Origin of the sequence: Streptomyces sp. JL2001 (assembly GCF_050917515.1) — a bacterium.
GTDB lineage: Bacteria > Actinomycetota > Actinomycetes > Streptomycetales > Streptomycetaceae > Streptomyces.
The window spans coordinates 3203290-3220583 of sequence record NZ_CP169421.1 but is presented as its reverse complement, the minus strand read 5'-3'; the positions used below and the strand labels follow the sequence as shown (position 1 = coordinate 3220583).

The 17294-nt window shown below is 71.4% G+C and carries 15 protein-coding genes; 5 read left to right on the top strand and 10 right to left on the bottom strand.

From position 1 onward, the window contains the following. Nucleotides 1-71 precede the first annotated feature (71 nt). The gene (gene groL, locus ACE1OA_RS14060) at nt 72-1700 is read left to right on the top strand and encodes a chaperonin GroEL (protein ID WP_356599581.1); all 1629 of its coding nucleotides are present in this window, start codon (nt 72-74) and stop codon (nt 1698-1700) included. A gap of 240 nt (nt 1701-1940) precedes the next feature. Here the strand turns inward: groL and ACE1OA_RS14055 are convergent, their stop codons facing one another. The 6 genes from ACE1OA_RS14055 to ACE1OA_RS14030 form a co-directional block, all read right to left on the bottom strand. Beyond that, nucleotides 1941-2639 carry an ester cyclase gene (locus tag ACE1OA_RS14055; protein WP_356599579.1) on the bottom strand — a complete coding sequence of 233 codons (699 nt, stop codon included), beginning with the start codon at nt 2637-2639 and terminating at the stop codon, nt 1941-1943. 88 nt (nt 2640-2727) lie between these two features. Further along, on the bottom strand, nt 2728-3798 hold the full coding sequence (locus tag ACE1OA_RS14050) for a hydroxyacid dehydrogenase (RefSeq protein ID WP_356599577.1): 1071 nt from the start codon (nt 3796-3798) through the stop codon (nt 2728-2730). Between the two features lie 17 nt (nt 3799-3815). Beyond that, entirely contained in the window at nt 3816-4670 is an 855-nt protein-coding gene (locus ACE1OA_RS14045) for a carbohydrate ABC transporter permease (RefSeq protein ID WP_384874917.1), read from the bottom strand. After that, entirely contained in the window at nt 4667-5563 is an 897-nt protein-coding gene (locus ACE1OA_RS14040) for a carbohydrate ABC transporter permease (protein ID WP_361309069.1), read from the bottom strand. The genes ACE1OA_RS14045 and ACE1OA_RS14040 overlap by 4 nt, the downstream gene beginning before the upstream one ends. A 4-nt stretch (nt 5564-5567) precedes the next feature. Beyond that, nucleotides 5568-6899 carry an ABC transporter substrate-binding protein gene (locus tag ACE1OA_RS14035; RefSeq protein ID WP_386545484.1) on the bottom strand — a complete coding sequence of 444 codons (1332 nt, stop codon included), beginning with the start codon at nt 6897-6899 and terminating at the stop codon, nt 5568-5570. 110 nt (nt 6900-7009) lie between these two features. Next, nucleotides 7010-8110: a substrate-binding domain-containing protein gene (locus ACE1OA_RS14030; protein ID WP_384874910.1), complete on the bottom strand. Its 1101-nt coding sequence runs from the start codon at nt 8108-8110 to the stop codon at nt 7010-7012. A gap of 177 nt (nt 8111-8287) precedes the next feature. Here ACE1OA_RS14030 and ACE1OA_RS14025 point away from each other — a divergent pair, with 177 nt between their 5' ends. After that, nucleotides 8288-10126, top strand: coding sequence for a DUF2264 domain-containing protein (locus ACE1OA_RS14025; protein ID WP_386545480.1), 1839 nt, complete (start codon nt 8288-8290; stop codon nt 10124-10126). Nucleotides 10127-10369: 243 nt separating this feature from the next. Here the strand turns inward: ACE1OA_RS14025 and ACE1OA_RS14020 are convergent, their stop codons facing one another. The 3 genes from ACE1OA_RS14020 to ACE1OA_RS14010 form a co-directional block, all read right to left on the bottom strand. Beyond that, the gene (locus tag ACE1OA_RS14020) at nt 10370-11143 is read right to left on the bottom strand and encodes an SDR family NAD(P)-dependent oxidoreductase (protein WP_147980794.1); all 774 of its coding nucleotides are present in this window, start codon (nt 11141-11143) and stop codon (nt 10370-10372) included. 10 nt (nt 11144-11153) lie between these two features. Then, entirely contained in the window at nt 11154-12668 is a 1515-nt protein-coding gene (locus ACE1OA_RS14015) for a multicopper oxidase family protein (RefSeq protein WP_432752861.1), read from the bottom strand. A 116-nt stretch (nt 12669-12784) separates the two neighbouring features. Next, nucleotides 12785-13465, bottom strand: a complete 681-nt coding sequence (locus ACE1OA_RS14010) for an MOSC domain-containing protein (protein WP_386545474.1) — start codon at nt 13463-13465, stop codon at nt 12785-12787. Nucleotides 13466-13544: 79 nt separating this feature from the next. Between ACE1OA_RS14010 and ACE1OA_RS14005 the strand changes: the two genes are divergently transcribed. Then, nucleotides 13545-14438: a LysR family transcriptional regulator gene (locus ACE1OA_RS14005; protein WP_356599559.1), complete on the top strand. Its 894-nt coding sequence runs from the start codon at nt 13545-13547 to the stop codon at nt 14436-14438. Between the two features lie 232 nt (nt 14439-14670). On the opposite strand, the gene ACE1OA_RS14000 is transcribed toward ACE1OA_RS14005, so the two are convergent. Then, nucleotides 14671-15012 (bottom strand): WhiB family transcriptional regulator, encoded by a 342-nt coding sequence (locus tag ACE1OA_RS14000; protein WP_356599557.1) that lies wholly within the window; start codon nt 15010-15012, stop codon nt 14671-14673. Nucleotides 15013-15463: 451 nt separating this feature from the next. Here ACE1OA_RS14000 and ACE1OA_RS13995 point away from each other — a divergent pair, with 451 nt between their 5' ends. Together ACE1OA_RS13995 and ACE1OA_RS13990 are read left to right on the top strand one after the other, a co-directional pair. Next, complete coding sequence (locus ACE1OA_RS13995; RefSeq protein ID WP_003948568.1) at nt 15464-16075, top strand: response regulator transcription factor; 612 nt, start codon at nt 15464-15466, stop codon at nt 16073-16075. A gap of 488 nt (nt 16076-16563) precedes the next feature. Beyond that, nucleotides 16564-17166, top strand: a complete 603-nt coding sequence (locus ACE1OA_RS13990; RefSeq protein WP_315986617.1) for a sigma-70 family RNA polymerase sigma factor — start codon at nt 16564-16566, stop codon at nt 17164-17166. The last annotated feature ends 128 nt before the right edge of the window (nt 17167-17294 follow it).

Here is a 17294-nt window from a genome sequence, read left to right as displayed (position 1 = left end):
CCGAGGCCCCTTCCAGGCGCCCCGGGGCGCGGTTCGTTCCACCCGATTTCCGAGAGGGCTGAACCGCTCCCATGGCGAAGATCCTGAAGTTCGACGAGGACGCCCGTCGCGCCCTTGAGCGCGGCGTCAACAAGCTTGCCGACACGGTGAAGGTGACGATCGGCCCCAAGGGCCGCAACGTCGTCATCGACAAGAAGTTCGGCGCCCCCACCATCACCAACGACGGTGTCACGATCGCCCGCGAGGTCGAGATCGACGACCCGTACGAGAACCTCGGCGCCCAGCTGGTGAAGGAGGTGGCGACCAAGACCAACGACATCGCGGGTGACGGCACCACCACCGCCACCGTGCTCGCCCAGGCCCTGGTCCGCGAGGGTCTGCGCAACGTCGCCGCCGGCGCCTCCCCGGCCGCCCTGAAGAAGGGCATCGACGCCGCCGTCAAGGCCGTCTCCGACGAGCTGCTCGCGACCGCGCGTCCGATCGAGGACAAGTCCGACATCGCCGCCGTGGCCGCGCTCTCCGCGCAGGACCAGCAGGTCGGCGAGCTCATCGCCGAGGCGATGGACAAGGTCGGCAAGGACGGTGTCATCACCGTCGAGGAGTCCAACACCTTCGGCCTGGAGCTCGACTTCACCGAGGGCATGGCCTTCGACAAGGGCTACCTGTCCCCGTACATGGTCACCGACCAGGAGCGTATGGAGGCCGTCCTCGACGACCCGTACATCCTGATCCACCAGGGCAAGATCTCCTCGATCCAGGACCTGCTGCCGCTCCTCGAGAAGGTCATCCAGGCCGGCTCCAGCAAGCCGCTGCTGATCATCGCCGAGGACGTCGAGGGCGAGGCCCTGTCGACCCTGGTCGTCAACAAGATCCGTGGCACCTTCAACGCCGTGGCCGTCAAGGCCCCGGGCTTCGGCGACCGCCGCAAGGCGATGCTCGGCGACATGGCCACCCTCACCGGTGCCACCGTCATCGCCGAGGAGGTCGGCCTCAAGCTCGACCAGGCCGGTCTGGACGTGCTGGGCACCGCCCGCCGCGTGACCATCTCCAAGGACGACACCACCATCGTCGACGGTGGCGGCAAGTCCGAGGACGTGCAGGGCCGCGTCAACCAGATCAAGGCCGAGATCGAGTCCACCGACTCCGACTGGGACCGCGAGAAGCTCCAGGAGCGCCTCGCGAAGCTGGCCGGCGGCGTGTGCGTGATCAAGGTCGGCGCCGCCACCGAGGTGGAGCTGAAGGAGAAGAAGCACCGTCTGGAGGACGCCATCTCCGCGACCCGCGCCGCGGTCGAGGAGGGCATCGTCTCCGGTGGTGGCTCCGCTCTGGTCCACGCCGTCAAGGTCCTCGAGGGCAACCTCGGCAAGACCGGCGACGAGGCCACGGGTGTCGCGGTCGTCCGCCGCGCCGCCGTCGAGCCGCTGCGCTGGATCGCCGAGAACGCCGGCCTCGAGGGCTACGTCATCACCTCCAAGGTGGCGGAGCTCGACAAGGGCCAGGGCTTCAACGCCGCGACCGGCGAGTACGGCGACCTGGTCAAGGCCGGCGTCATCGACCCGGTGAAGGTGACGCGCTCCGCGCTGGAGAACGCCGCCTCGATCGCCTCCCTCCTCCTCACCACCGAGACCCTCGTGGTGGAGAAGAAGGAAGAGGAGTCGGCGGACGCGGGCCACGGCCACGGTCACGGCCACTCGCACTGACCCACCGCTCCACGGCAGCACGCCGACGCGCCGCACGGATCCCGTGCGGCGCGTAGGGCGTGTTGCGAAAGTAGCGCCGAGGCAGGCGGGACTTTCGCAACCCGCCCGAGGCCGCGCAGCCCGGAACGCCCCGCGTGGCCGGCCCGCCCGTCACGCAGCCGAGGCCCGGCGTCCCCGTCGCGGGGACGCCGGGCCTCGCCCGTTCTCGGGTGGTCCGTCCTCCGGTCGCCCGTCCTCCGGTCAGGTCTCGACGGCTCCGAGCTGCCCCATGAGGCCCAGCAGGTCGTACTGCCACCAGCCCTCCACGGCCTTGCCGTCGTCGCGGAAGCGATGGATGACGGTGCCGGTCATGGAGACCTTCCGGCCGGTGGCCTCGAGGCCCATGAAATCGCCCGTGTGCGTGGCGCTCCAGGTCCAGCGGGTGCAGACCCTGTCGCCCTCGGCGATCTGGTCGTCGACCACGAAGTCGAAGTCGAAGCCGCCCCGCCACATCTCCACCTCGCGCCGGACCGCGTCCATGCCGAAGACGTCCTGCACGTTGGTCGGGTCGTGGTCGTGGTACCCCTCGGCGAAGACCTCGTCCAGCGGCGCGAGCTCTCCCTCGGCGCTGATCAGCTCGAAGAACCGGCGGGCGGTCGCCTTGTAGAGCTGGATGTCCTTGACGACGTCGAGGTCGGTGAACGTCGGCATCTCGTCACAGAGGGCGACCATCTCCCGGAAGATCCGGTCGGTCTCGGGGAGCTGCGAGTTCCTCATCGCCACGTCGTACGAGGGGAATTCGACGATCTCCACGAAGTGGGAGGTGTCGGAGCGGTCCTTGCCGATGAGACTGTGGGTCGCGGTGCGCTTGCCCTTGGTCTGCTCGACCCACAGGTCCATGAGCCGGTTCATGTCGTCGATCCGACTCGTCTTGCAATCGATTATCTGTACGAATGTCATGGCGCCTCCCGGACCGGGTGGGACCTCTCCAGTCTAGGTCGGTCGCCGGGATCGGGCCGGGCCTCCGGTGGGCCCGGCCGGGACCGGCCTACGCGGACCGGGTCAGGTCCGAGGCGCGTACCGGCTCGCGGAACGGCTCCCCCCGCCCGTACCGCGCCACCTCCTCCAGCGCCTGGTCCGCCATGCGGTGCAGCTCGTTGCCGAGCGAGCCGGCGACGTGCGGGGTGAGCAGGACGTTCGGCAGCCCGTACAGGGGCGAGTCCGCGGCGGGGACCTCCGGGTCCGTGACGTCGAGGACCGCGCGCAGCCGGCCGGTCCGCAGATGGGTCAGGAGCGCGTCCTCGTCGACGAGGGAACCGCGCGAGGTGTTCACGAGCGTCCCGCCGTCGGGCATCGCGGCCAGCTGTGCCGCGCCGATCATCCGGTGTGTGGCGGGGAGTTGGGGCGCGTGCACGGAGACGATCGAGCTGCGGGCGCAGAGCTCGTCGAGCCCGACGAGGCCGACCCCCAGGGCCCGGGCATCGGCTTCGTCCACGTACGGGTCGTGGAGGAGCACCTCGAAGTCGAAGGGGCGCAGCAGTTCGATCACGCGGCGGCCGATCCGGGACGCCCCCACGATGCCCACCGTCCGGCGGTAGTTGCCCCATGCCTCCGCATCGGCCTCGGCCAGCCAGGCGTGCTCGGAGCGGACCTGTCCGTAGCGCAGGGCCGAGTGGAGGACCCGCTTGCCGGCGAAGAGGATCGCGGCGAGCGTGTACTCGGCGACGGGAAGGGCGTTGGCCGCCGCCGCCGAGGTGACGGCGAGGCCGCGGTCCCAGCAGGCGTCGGTGACATGGTGCTTGACCGAGCCGGCGGCGTGGACGACCGCCCGCAGCCGCGGTGCCCGGTCGAGGACCTCGGCCGTCAGCAGGGGCGCGCCCCAGCCCGTGAAGAGGATCTCGGCCTCGGCCAGGGCCGCCGCGACCGCCGGGGTGGGGGCGGCCAGGTCGTGGGCGACGAGGCGGGGGTCGGTACGGGAGAGGTCCGCGAGGCGGGCGCGATGGGCGTCGGTCAGCAGCCGGTCGGCGATGCCGGGGCCCATGGCGAGCAGCAGCGCCGGCCGTCCGGCCGCCGTCTCCGGGCCGCCGGCAGGCGTCGGGATGTCGGTGGTGTCGTGCATCGTGGGACGAGAGCTCCTCATTTGACGCTGCCGGCGGTCAGACCCGCCTTCCAGTGGCGCTGGAGGGAGACGAAGGCGACGACGAGGGGGACGACGGCGAGCAGGGATCCGGTGACGACGAGGGGGTAGAAGTCGGGTTCCGCGTGGGCGTTGCTGTTCCATGCGTACAGGCCGAGGCTCAGCGGGAAGAGCTTCTGGTCCGAAAGCATCACCAGGGGGAGGAAGAAGTTGTTCCAGATCGCGGTGAACTGGAAGAGGAAGACGGTCACGAAGCCCGGCATCACCATGCGCAGGCCGATCGACCAGAAGGTGCGCAGTTCGCCGGCACCGTCGATGCGGGCGGCCTCGAGCGCCTCGTCGGGTATGTAGCCGGAGCTGAACACCCGGGCCAGGTAGACCCCGAAGGGGTTGACCAGGACGGGGACGAGCACGGCCCAGTAGGTGTTGACGACGCCCACCTCGCTGGCGAGCAGGTACATCGGCAGGGCGAGGGCCGTCGTGGGGACGAGCACGCCGAGCAGGACGACGCCGAACAGCTTCTCCTTGCCGGGGAAGTCGTACTTGTCGAAGGCGTAGCCGGCGGCGACGCTGACCAGCGAGCAGGCGAGGGCGCCGACGCCCGCGTACAGCAGGCTGTTGAGGTACCAGTGGAAGTAGATGCCGTCGTTGTAGTCGGCCAGGCGCGAGAGGTTGCCGCCGAGGTCGAAGCCCTCGAAGGAGAAGGCGTTCCCGGCGAGCAGGCCGCCCGCGTCCTTGGTGGCCGCGGTCAGCAGCCAGACGAGCGGGAAGAGCATGTAGACGACGGCGAGGACGAGCGCGCCGTTGACGGCGGTCCTGGAGAGCCAGGCGTTCTGGGGGCGGGGCTTGCTCATGCGCGCTTCTCCTTGCGGTTCGCGCGGCCCGTCAGGCGGGTGACGCCGAAGGACAGCAGTGCGGCGGTGAGCGCGAGCAGGACGGAGGCGGCGGCGGCCAGTCCGTAGTCGTTGCGGTCGAAGGCCGCGGTGTACGCGTACATGTTCGGCGTCCAGGTCGAGGTGACGGCGGAGCCCGTGCCCTTGTTGAGGATCAGCGGCTCGGTGAACAGCTGCAGGGATCCGATGACGGTGAACAGGCCGACCATGGCGAGCGAGGCCCGGATCAGCGGGACCTTGATGCTGAACGCGACGCGCCACGAGTTCGCGCCGTCGACGGTGGCCGCTTCGAGCACCGACCGGTCGATGGCCTGGAGGGCGGCGTAGAAGATCACCATGTTGTAGCCGAGCCACTCCCACAGCGCGATGTTGACCACGGAGGGCAGTGCGCCCTCGGGGGAGAAGAAGTCGAAGCCGACGCCGCCGGCCTCCATGGCCTCGACGACCGGGCTGAGTTGGGGCGTGTAGAGGTAGACCCAGATCAGCGCGGCGATGATGCCCGGGACGGCGTGCGGCAGGAAGAGCGCGAGCTGGAAGAACCGGCGGGCGCGGGCGAGGGCCGAGTCGAGCAGCAGGGCGAGGCCGAGGGCCCCGGCGACCAGCAGCGGAATGTAGAACAGGCAGTATCCGAGCAGTACGCCGAAGCCCTCGCGGAAGGCCCGGTCACCCAGTGCCGCGGTGTAGTTGTCGAGGCCGGTGAAGACGGTCTCGGTGCCGCCGAAGCCCAGTCCCGACTGCTTCTCGGTGAACAGGCTGAGCCAGACCGCGTATCCGATCGGCACCACCATCACCGCGGTGAACAGGACGAAGAAGGGTGTCAGCAGAACGGCTGCGGCACGGGTGCGGGCCTTCATCCGGTCAGCCCTCGACCTTCAGGCCGCGCTTGGTCAGCTCGGCGACGGTCGCGTCGTGGCCGGTGCGGATGGCGTCGGCGATCGTCGGCCCACCCTTGGTGATCTTGCCGAACTGGTCCTTGATGGCGGTGTTGGTGGTGCCGGTGGTCGGACCCCACGCCCAGTTCGGGCTGATGGCGGCGCCGGACTGCTCGAAGAGCGCGTAGATGTCCTGGCCCCCGTAGAAGCTCGCGTCGAAGACCTGCCTGGCGACCGGGCGCAGTGCGGTGGTGGCCGGGAAGGCGCTGGAGGTGCCGGAGGCGATCCGGGCCTTGACGCCCGCCTCCGTGGTGGACATCCACTCGGCGAACTCGACGGCCGCCGCCTTCTGCCTGCTGTCCTTGGTCACCGCGAAGGAGGTGCCGCCGAGCATGCCGCTGGCGGGCTTGCCGTCCCAGCTGGGCATCGGGGCGACGGCCCACTTGCCGCTCTGCTCGGGCAGGGTGCCCTTGAGGACGCCCGCGCCCCAGGAGGCGCCGAGGTAGCCGATGGTGGTGCCGTTCTTGAGCGAGCCGGTCCACTCGGGGCTGAACGAGGCGTTCTTGTGGACCAGGTCCGCGTCGATCAGGCCCTGCCAGTAGGTCGCGACCTTGGTGGTGGCCGCGTCCGTGGTGTCGATCTTCCAGGTGTCGTTCTCGGCCTTGAACCACTGCGCGCCGGCCTGCCAGGCCATCGCCTCGAAGGTGGTCGGGTCGTCGGGGAAGAAGGTGGCGATGCGGGCCTTGGCGTCGGCCTTCTTCACCTTCTCCGCCGCGGTCCTGAACGCGTCCCAGGTCGTGGGGACCTCGACCCGGTACCGGTCGAAGAGGTCCTTGCGGTAGAAGAACGCCTGCGGGGAGGCGTCGAACGGGACGGCCCAGGTCTTGCCGCCGAGGGTGGTGAGCTCCACGGCCTGCGGCAGCAGCTTGCCGCGGTCGGCCTCGGTGAACTCGCCGCCGATGTCCTGCAGGGCTCCGGAGCTGACGAACTCCGGGAGCGAGGAGTACTCGATGGAGACCAGGTCGGGCGCGTTGCCGGCCTTCACGGCGTTGGAGATCTTGGCGTAGCCGCCGGCGGTGCCGGACGGGATCTCCTCGAACTTCACCCGGATGTTCTTGTGGGAGGCGTTGAACGCGTCCACGACGTCCTTGGAGCCCTTGGCCCAGCCCCAGAAGGTGATGGTCACGGGCTTGCCGTCGGATCCCTTGGATCCCGCGGCCGACGAGTCGTCACCGCTGCCGCCGCAGGCCGTGAGAACGGCGAGGGCGGTCGCGGTGCCGGCTATGACACGAGAGGTTCTGCTCCAACTGCGGCTCACGGCGCGGCTCCTGAAGGCGGGCGGCTTGGAAGGTGTGGCCGTGATCCTTGGACCGTTCGTGACCGAAGTCAAGAGCGAAAGATTGATTGATCGAAAAAAGCTCAGATCGATCAGAAGGCTCGACCAGGGCGCGGAGCCCCGCACGAGGCCCGCACCCGGAGCCGGGGGAGCAGGCTCAGATGGCGGCGGGGCGCCTCCTCGTCCTGCGCCTCCGTCAGCCGCTCCACCAGCAGTTCCGTGGCGTGGCGGCCCACCTGGCGCTTGGGCGGGGCGACGGCCGTCAGGGGGGTGTCGGCGAGTGCGGCGACCTCGTCGTCGTAGGCGATCAGGGCCAGGTCCTGCGGCACCCTGACGCCCAGCTCGGCCAGGCGTTGCACGATCTGGATCGCGTCCACGTCGTTGTGGACCAGGGCGGCGGTCGCCCGGCCCGAGGTCACCGCCTCGTGCAGGGTCCGTACGGCGCGCTCGAAGCCCTCCGGGTCCTGGTCGGCCGGTACGGAGTCGATCACCGGTCCGGGTGCCGCCACGTCCAGCGCGACCAGGGCCTCGGCGTACCCGGTGCGCACCGCGAGCGCCGTCGGGCTGTCGCCGCGGGCCACGAGCAACGGGGTCCCGTGGCCGAGTCCGAGCAGGTGGCGCAGGGCGAGCAGCACGCCGTGACCGTGGTCGGAGACGACCCGGTCCAGGCTGTCGAGCGAGGAGCCCGGGTCGGCGCTGCGCTCCAGGAGGACGGCGGGCACGGGGAGTTCGGCCAGCCAGTCGCCGTACGCGAGCCGGTCCTCGGGGCCCCGCCAGCCCGGAGCGACGAGCACCCCCTCCGCCCCGGCGGTCAGCAGACCCTCGGTGCGGGCGCGGTCGTCCTCCGGCCGGTAGTCGGAGATCCGCAGGACGAGCCGGGCGCCGGCCCGCGCGGCCGCCTCGTGCGCACCCCGGATGACCTCGGCGAAGTAGTACGTGGCCGAGGGGGCGAGCAGGCCGAGCACCAGGCCCTCGCCGGTCCGTCCGCCCGCCGCAGCTCCCTGGCGCTCGGGCCAGGACACCTGGCCGTGGACGCGGTCGAGCAGCCCCTGGGCCGCCAGTGCCTCGACGTCGCGGCGGGCGGTGACGGGGGAGACCCCGAGCCGGTCGGCCAGCTCGGAGACGCGGGCCGTGCCGCGCTCCCGCACCAGGGCCAGGAGTCGGTCGTGTCGTTCGGCAGCACTCTCGCGCACGGTGTGGATCCCCCTCGCGGTGTGGCGGTCCGGCGGGATGCCGTTCCCGTGGCCAGACCTTCTCATGCGGCATGATCGAACGGTAGGAGTTTCGATCATTCGCTCCGAACTCATTGACGTTCGATCGAAGCGTGTTCATGATTCCGGGCGACGCCGCAGTCCGCCTCAGGGAGCATCATGCCCACGCCGCCCGAGAACCGTGAGCTCAGCCCGTACACCGGCTGGACCCGTGCGCACTGGGAGACGACGGCCGACCGACTCCTGCTGGCCGTGCGCCCCTACGCCTCGCCCCGCGGCGGCCTGATCGACCTCCCCGGCCCCCGCCCCAGCTGGTCCGGCGTCCGCTCCGACGGCCTGGAGGGGTACGCCCGAACCTTCCTCCTCGCCGCCTTCCGCGTCGCCGGTGCCCGCGGCGGCGACCCGCACGGCCATCTGGCCCGCTACGCCGAAGGCCTCGCCGCCGGCACCGAGGCCGCCGACACGGGCCGCTCGGGCCCGGAGGCCGTCGACGGCCCCGACGCCTGGCCCCTGACGACCGACGTGCGCCAGGCGATCGTCGAATCCGCCTCCGTCGCCCTCGGGCTACGGCTCACCCGCCCCTGGCTCTGGGACACCCTCGACGACCGCACCAGGCAGCGCACGGTCGACTGGCTGCTGCCCGCCCTCGAACCGTCGCCCGTCGACAACAACTGGTGGCTCTTCGGCCTCACCGTCGCCGGCTTCCTCCAGGACGCGGGGATCGAGACCGAACGCGCCGCCGCCACCATCGAGCGCTCCCTCGCCCGCATCGACCGGTGGTACCTCGGCCAGGGCTGGTACAGCGACGGCGACAACCGCGCCTTCGACCACTACAACGCCTGGGCCCTGCACTTCTACCCCGTCCTGCACGCCCACCTCTCCGGCGACCGGGACCTCCTCGACCGCTACGGCCCCCGACTGCGCGCCCAACTCGACGACTACGTGCACCTCTTCGACGCCAACGGTGCCCCCCTTCCCCACGGCCGTTCCCTGACCTACCGCTTCGCCGCGGCCGCCGCCCCCTGGCTCGGCGCGCTGACCGGTCACACCCCGCTCCGCCCCGGCGCCACCCGCCGCCTCGCCTCCGGCGCCCTGCGCTACTTCCTCGACCGCGGAGCCACCGACGACAACGGGCTGCTCACCCTCGGCTGGCACGGCCCCCATCCGCCGATCGTCCAGGACTACTCCGGCCCCGGATCGCCCTATTGGGCGTCCAAGGGCTTCCTCGGCCTCCTCCTTCCCGACGGCCACCCCGCGTGGACCGACCCCGAGGAACCGCTCCCCGCCGAACGGACCGACACCGTCCGTGCCGTCGCCCCGGCCGGCCTGCTCATCCAGTCGACCGCGACCGACGGGCTCGTCCGCCTCCACAACCACGGCAGCAACCACGTGTCCGGCGACGCTGCCGGAAACGACGACGCCGGCTACGCCCGCTCCGCCTACTCCACCCGCACCGGCCCCACCGCCGCTCCGGCACCCGCGGACAACCACTTCGGCCTGGTCGTCGAGGGCCGGCTCACCCCGCGCGGTCCGGCCGCCCCCCGAGGCACCGGTCCCGGCTGGGCCGCCTCCCTGCACACCCCCCTCCCCGGCATCCGGATCGTCTCCGCGACCCTTGCGCACGGCCGCGCCGAGGTCCGCGCCCACCTCGTCCTGGGCGCCCCCGAGGACACCCCCGTCCGCCAGACCGGCTGGGCCACCCCTCCGGGCGGGCCGACCGCCCAACTCCACCCGGTCCACGGCTATCCGCCCGCCGCCGTCCCCACCGCCCTCGACGGCGGGGCCACCCTCCAGGGACCGGTCAGCGGCACCGAGGCCCTGCACGGCACCACCCGCGGCACCGAGACCCTCTTCGTCGCCCTGGCCTCCCTGACCGCCGAAGCCGCCCCCGCGCCCGTCAGCACCCTCGCGACCGTCCGCGTCACCGGCCGCACCGTGCACGTGACCTGGCAGAACGGAACCACCGCCCGTCTCTCCCTCGATCCGGAGGATCCCTGAGACACCGCAGTGCGCCCGCCCCCGCCCTGGGAGGTGTCCTGGCCCTCCCGCTCGCGTCCCCCGCCCCGGGCCGCCAACCGGCTCGCCGCGGGCCCGCCCACCCGGTCCGCCGGTGCCGTGATCACCGAAAACGGCGGCAGGGACCGGTTCGGGAACGACGTGTCGGCGACGTCGCCCCCACCATCGGGGCCTACGAAGGGCCGGGCATCACCCCGGAGGGTCTCGACCGACCGGGTCACCGGCTCACTTCGGTCCGTACTTGCGGCCCGCCTTGGAGGAGACCCCTCCGAGCAGGCCGCGAGGGGCCAGCTTCACCACACCCATCAGCGCCTTGTAGCGGGGATCGGGGATGGACAGCGTCTTCCCGCGCGCCAGATCCGCCAGCGCGGTGGCCACCAGCTTGTCCGCGTCGAGCCACATCCAGCCGGGGATGTTGTCCGTCCCCATCCCGGCCCGCTCGTGGAACTCCGTCCGGACGAACCCCGGGCACAGCGCCATCAGCCGCACCCCGCTGCCCGCCAGATCCCGTGCGGCGCCCTGGGTGAACTGCACCACCCACGCCTTCGAGGCGCCGTACGTGCCCCGCGGTACGAACGCGGCCACCGACGCCACGTTCACCACCCCACCCCGGCCCCTGGCGCGCATCGACTCGGCCGCCGCCGACGTCAGCCGCAGCACCGCCTCGCAGTGCACCGTGAGCATCTTCAGCTCGTCGGCCATGGACACTTCCAGGAACCGGCCCTTGTTGCCGAAGCCGGCGTTGTTCACCAGCAGGTCCACCGGCTGCCGCGGATCGGAGAGCCGGGCCTCCACCGCCGCGATCCCCTTCTCCTCCGCCAGGTCCGCCGCCAGGACCTCGGCCTCGACGCCGTGCCGGTCGTGCAGCTCGGTCGCCTGCTCCCGCAGCCTCTTCACATCGCGGGCCACGAGCACCACGTCGTGGCCCTCGGCCGCCAGCTTCCGCGCGAAGGCGGCGCCGATGCCCGCCGTCGCGCCCGTAATCAGTGCAGTCGTCATACGCGGCACGTTAGTGCCCCGCGTGGACGCCCGGCGTACGCACCTTGCCCGCCCCCCGGCCCTTCTCCACCACCACGAACTGCCCCATCATCCCGTCGTCCTCATGGGAGAGCAGATGGCAGTGGTACATGTACGGCGTATCGGGATCGGCCGGACCGTCGAAGCGCATCGCGAGCCTCACCGTCGTACCCGAGGGGACGAACACCGTGTCCTTGGCGCCGCGCAGCGCAGGAGGCGGCTGCTCGCCGTTCACCTCCAGGATCCGGAACTGCACGTCGTGCACGTGGAAGTTGTGCGGCATCCCGTCCACGTTGCGCACCGTCCAGGTCTCCGTCGTCCCCCGGGTGACGGTCTCGTCTATTCGGTCCATCGCCATCGGGCGGCCGTTGATCCCCGAGCGCCGGAGATCGAAGTGGCGCCCGCGCACCGCGTCCTCCCCGTCCGGTACCTCCGGCAGTCCCAGCCGTACCGGCACCTCGGGCGAGGGCCGCAGGGTCTTCGCCGCCCGCAGCTGCAGCACGTCGAAGGAGTCGTCGCCACCGCTGAACCGCTGGTTCCAGAAGTCCAGTCCGGCGTCGAGGGGGTAGGACCGCAGCACCGTCCGTTCGCCCGGACGCATGGTCACCACGATCTCCGCCCGCTCGCCCGGCGAGAGCCGTGTCCGGTTCAGCTCCGCGGGCTTCCCGAGGAGACCTCCGTCGGTCCCCACCAGGGCGAACCGCCGGTCGTCGTCGAAGCCGAAGGTGTAGACACGGGCCGTGGAGGCGTTGAGGAGGCGCAGCCGTACCCGCTCGTCCGCCGTCTCCTTGTAGGGCGCGAGCGTCCCGTTGACCATGGTCCGGTCTCCGAGGAAGCCGACGCTCGCCATCAGTCCGTGCCCGTGGTCGAAGGCCGCCCCGTCGAACTTCACGTCCTGGACGACGACCGGCAGGTCGTCGACGCCGTAACGGCTGGGCAGCGCCAGCGTCTTCGAACGGGCGTCGTCGAGCAGGAACATCCCGGCCAGGCCGCGCTGGACGTGCTTCTCGGTCGCCCCGTGCGGATGCGGGTGGTACCAGAGCGTGGCGGCGGGCTGGTCCACCGTCCAGTTCGGGGTCCACGTGGCGCCCGGCGCCACCATCTGGTGCGGGCCGCCGTCCATCCGCGCGGGCAGGTGCATCCCGCGCCAGTGGACGGTCGACGCCTCGTCGAGCCTGTTCGCGACCCGCACGGCGACCTTCTCCCCGCGCTCGGCACGGAGCGTCGGCCCCAGGTGGTCCCCGTCGAAGCCCCACGTGGGCGTCCGCTTCCCGGGCCGGAACTCCTTCTCGCCCGCCCGCATCGTGAGGTCGAAGACCCGGGTCCCGTCCGCCCGCACGACCGACTTCGCGAGCGGGGGTATGGCGAGCTCGTTCGTGAACTCCGTCGAGCCGGCCGTGGACGCCTTGGCGTCCGTGTACAGCCACAGGAAGAGACCGCCGACCGCCGCGGCGAAGACCGCGGCGGACGACCCGAGCACGATGAGGACCCGCTTGAGCCGAGACATGCGGACAGCGTCCCGTCCGGCGGTGGGCGCACACATCGGGGGAGATCCCTGGACCGCCCCCGAACCGACCCCGATCCGCGCCTCAGGGGTCTCCCCGAGGCGCGGACCGCGGAGCGTCAGCCTCCGGTGGTGCCGTACTTCTCCGTGTACGTGCGGGCGAGGTCCAGCAACCCCGACTCCATCCATTCCGCCGCCACCAGCGTCCCGGGCAGCAGCGACCGCTCGGTCGTCGCGGCGCGGTGCAGCAGCGAGACGGTGATGTCGTGCGCGGGCCGGTGGACGACCTTCACCGGGTCGCCGGCCGTCAGTTCACCGGGTTCGATCACCCGCAGCAGCGCGCCCGGCCCGGCCGTCGACTGCGTGAAGCGCCGCACCCAGCCCCGCTCGCCGAGGAAGCCCGCGAAGGTACGGCAGGGGATGCGGCCGCCGGTCACCTCGAGGACCACCTGCGGGCCGACCTGCCAGCGCTCGCCGATCAGCGCCCCGTTCACGTCGAGACCGACGGTGGTGAGGTTCTCGCCGAAGCACCCGTTCGCCAGGGGGCGCTCCAGATCGCGCTCCCAACGGTCCATGTCCTCACGGGCGAAGGCGTAGACGGCGCGGTCGGCACCGCCGTGGAACCGCAGGTCGCACACGGCGTCCCCGGCGACACCGCTCGCACCGGCCCCGTCCGCCCCCGGCGCCGAGATCCGCACCGGTCCCTCGACGGGGCGCTTGTCGATGCCGGTCATCCCGGTGGGGGAGTCGGTGTAGTCCGCGGCCCTGGCCCGTCCGGCGTTCACGCTCAGCAGCTTCATGAGGGCACCCTAGGCGACAGAACTCAAAGTGATGAATCAATATGCGGCACAGAGCCCAAGACTCCCTTATGCTCGACGGATGATCGAGGCTCGTCATCTCCGCGTCCTGCGCGCCGTCGCCGCGACCGGCTCCTTCTCCGCCGCCGCCCGCGAACTCGGCTGCACCCAGCCCGCGGTGAGCCAGCAGATGAAGGCGCTCGAATCCTCCTCCGGCACCCCGCTGCTGATCCGCACCGGCCGCGAGATGCGCCTCACCCAGGCCGGCGAGGCCCTCGTCCGGCACGCCTCGGGCATCCTGGCGGGCCTCACCGCGGCGGAGGAGGAGGTGGCAGCGATCGCCGGCCTGCGCGCCGGCCGCGTCCGGCTGGTCTCCTTCCCCAGCGGCAGCTCCACCCTCGTGCCCACCGCCCTCGCCGCCCTGCGCGCGGCGCACCCCGGCACCCGGGTCTCCCTGGTGGAGGCCGAGCCGCCGCGCTCGGTCGAGATGCTGCGGGAGGGCGACTGCGACGTGGCCCTCGCCTTCCGTTACGGAGCGGGCCCGGGCGAGTGGGACGACCTGGTGGTCCGTCCGCTGCTCGCCGACCGGTTGGTGGGTCTGGTGCCGGAGGGGCACCGGCTGGCCGAGGCGGAGTCGGTGGGCATCGCGGAGCTGGCCGACGAGTCCTGGATCGCGGGCTGCCCCCGCTGTCGCAGGCAGTTGGTCGACGTCTGCGAGGAGGCGGGCTTCACTCCGCGCATCGACTTCGCCACCGATGACTACCCCGCCGTGGTGGGCCTGGTCGGCGCCGGTCTGGGGGTGGCGGTCCTGCCGACGCTCGCGATCGAGTCGGTGCGCCCCCGAGGGGCGAAGGTGGTGTCGGTGGAGCCGGCCGTGCAGCGGGAGATCGTGGCCCTGACCCTGCCCGACCTGGCGCAGGTCCCGGCGGTCGCCGCGACCCTGGCCGAGCTCACCCGCGCGTCCGCCCGCCCCTGAGCGCCGAGGGCCTCGGAGAGTCGAGACCCCGAAGAGTCGAGACCTCAAGCAGGGCGATCGAACCGGACCGCACACCTGACCGCGCTCATCGGACCGCGCTCACCTGGCCGGCACGCACCGGTCCCCGGCGCGCCGCACGCCCCCGGGCCGCGTGCGGTGCGGCTCCGCGGGGCCGGGCGGGGTGCGGGCCCGGCCCCCTCGCTGGGGTCCACTCGACTGAAGAAACGTTCCTTCAGGTGGGCCCCACACCTGCCGAACGTGCTGCCGATGCCGTGCTGGACGCCGTGATCAGGCGATTGCGCGCTCGACCCATGAGTTCTTCGCGTTCATCCTCGGTGAGGCCGCCCCATACGCCGTAGGGCTCGCGTACGGCCAATGCGTGTGCCGCGCACTCGGCGCGTACCGGGCACCGCATGCAGACCTCTTTCGCCGAGTTCTCACGCGCACTCCGTGCCGCGCCGCGCTCTCCCTCGGGGTGGAAGAACAGAGAACTGTCGACTCCGCGGCAGGCCGCGAGCAGCTGCCAGTCCCACAGATCGGCGTTGGGTCCGGGAAGGCGGGAGAAATCTGCCATTGCGCTTGTCCCCTTGAAACCGTTGTCGAACGGATAGGTGGGCGGGTTGCGGCTGGTGCGCGGGGGCCCTTCTCCCCCCACGGGTCGCGCGTACCCACGACCGTGGGTTCGACCCGACCGTACAACTACTGTCTAAGTAGATGTAAATATGACTCATTGCGAATCTAGCCACAGACACCACCAAAAGGGAAGAAAACCCGCTAAATGGGGCATAGCTTCCAGTGAAGGGCGGGTTGACCTGCGAGGCTCTCCTCTGCGATCGCTCCCTCACGTAGAGTGCCGAAGGCGACCGTCCGACCCGTAACTCTTTCGAGTGACCGTCGTTGAGAGTGCGGAGGCGGTTGAAGGAACAAGCGCTCGGGCAAATGTCCGAGAGCGTCAACCGCACAGGTGACGATACGTACCAGCCCTGGAGGCTCTAGGTGACGCGCATCAGCTGCGGAGGGCGGCCATGACATCCGTCCTCGTCTGCGACGACTCCCCGCTTGCCCGAGAGGCGCTTCGCCGCGCGGTCGCGACCGTGCCCGGCGTGGAGCGCGTGACCACCGCGGCCAACGGCGAGGAAGTCCTCCGCCGCTGGGGTGCGGATCGCTCGGACCTGATTCTGATGGACGTACGCATGCCCGGTCTGGGCGGCGTGGAGACCGTCCGCCGGCTGCTCTCCGCGGACCCCGGCGCCCGCATCATCATGCTCACCGTCGCCGAGGACCTGGACGGCGTCGCGCTCGCGGTCGCCGCCGGTGCCCGTGGCTACCTGCACAAGGACGCCTCGCGCGCCGAGCTGCGGGCCACGGTCACCCAGGCCCTCGCCGACCCGACGTGGCGACTCGCCCCGCGCCGGCTGCGTTCGGCCGAGATGGGCGCGGCGCCCACCCTCACCGCGCGTGAGATCCAGGTGCTCGAAGGCATGAGCCACGGGCGGTCCAACGCGGAGATCGGGCGCGAGCTCTTCCTCTCCGAGGACACCGTCAAGACCCACGCGCGGCGCCTGTTCAAGAAGCTCGGCGCGTCGGACAGGGCGCACGCGGTGGCGCTCGGCTTCCGCTGGGGTCTCGTCCGCTAGGTCCTGTCCGGGCGATCTTCTCGGGCCCGCGACGACGGCTGCGGCGTCTCGCGGCGTTGTCGGAGTCGCCCGAGTACGCCCAGTACGAGGGCGATCCTCCGCCTTGCGATACACCCCATCCGACGCCGCGGGCCGGTCCTCGAAGATCGCCCGGACAGGACCTAGACCCCGTCGTCACGGTGGAGCCAGGCGTGACTCCGACGCCAGGGCCAAGCGGTGAACGCCGGTCGCATCCCCGTCCGCTCCGGCGGGCGGGGCGGAGTCCGAGGACCCCGCTCGCGCCGACTTTCGCCTCGGCGGCGGAGCAGCTTGTGTCACTAACGCGCGGGATGACGCATCCTTGAGATGTGGAGTTCCTCGGGGACGAGTCGATCGAGCGGGAGGGGAGGGCGCAGGAGATGAGTTCCGGCGCACCTACTCATAACGCTTCGGTGCACAACTACGGACGCGGTGCCACGGACGCCGAGGCGTCAAGGCACCATGGAGCGATGCGCGACGACGAGACCATGGGGTCCCCCATGCCCGTAGGGCCAGGGGAGATCGGTGCGCTCGTCCACCGTGCCGTCGAGGGTGACCAGCAGGCCACGCACGACCTTCTCGCGCGCGTGCACCCGCTCGCCCTGCGCTACTGCCGCACGCGGCTGAACCGGTTGCCCGGTGACGCCCGCCACTTCGTCGAGGACCTCGCGCAGGAGGTCTGTGTCGCCGTCCTCATGGCGCTTCCTCGCTACAAGGACACCGGCAGGCCGTTCGAGGCCTTCGTCTTCGCCATCGCCGGGCACAAGGTCGCCGACCTGCAGCGGGCCGCGATGCGGCACCCGGGGTCGACGGCAGTGCCCTCCGACGAGATGCCGGAACGCCCCGACGACTCGCTCGGCCCCGAGGAGCGTGCGCTCCTCAGCGACGACGCCGAGTGGGCCAAGAAGCTCCTCGCCAACCTGCCGGAGAACCAGCGCGAGCTCCTGGTGCTGCGGGTGGCGGTCGGCCTGACGGCCGAGGAGACCGGGCAGATGCTCGGGATGTCGCCCGGAGCGGTGCGGGTGGCCCAGCACCGGGCGCTCAGCAGGCTGAGGGCCCTGGCCGAGCAGTAGGCCGACCCGCCCTGCCGGGGCGTAAGGGTTGCCGAGGACGCGTGGCCCTCACGTACACGTATGAACGTACAAAGCTTCGCGGTGATCTTGATCGTGGAATGAGACACCGTCCGAGCCCGTTAGCATGG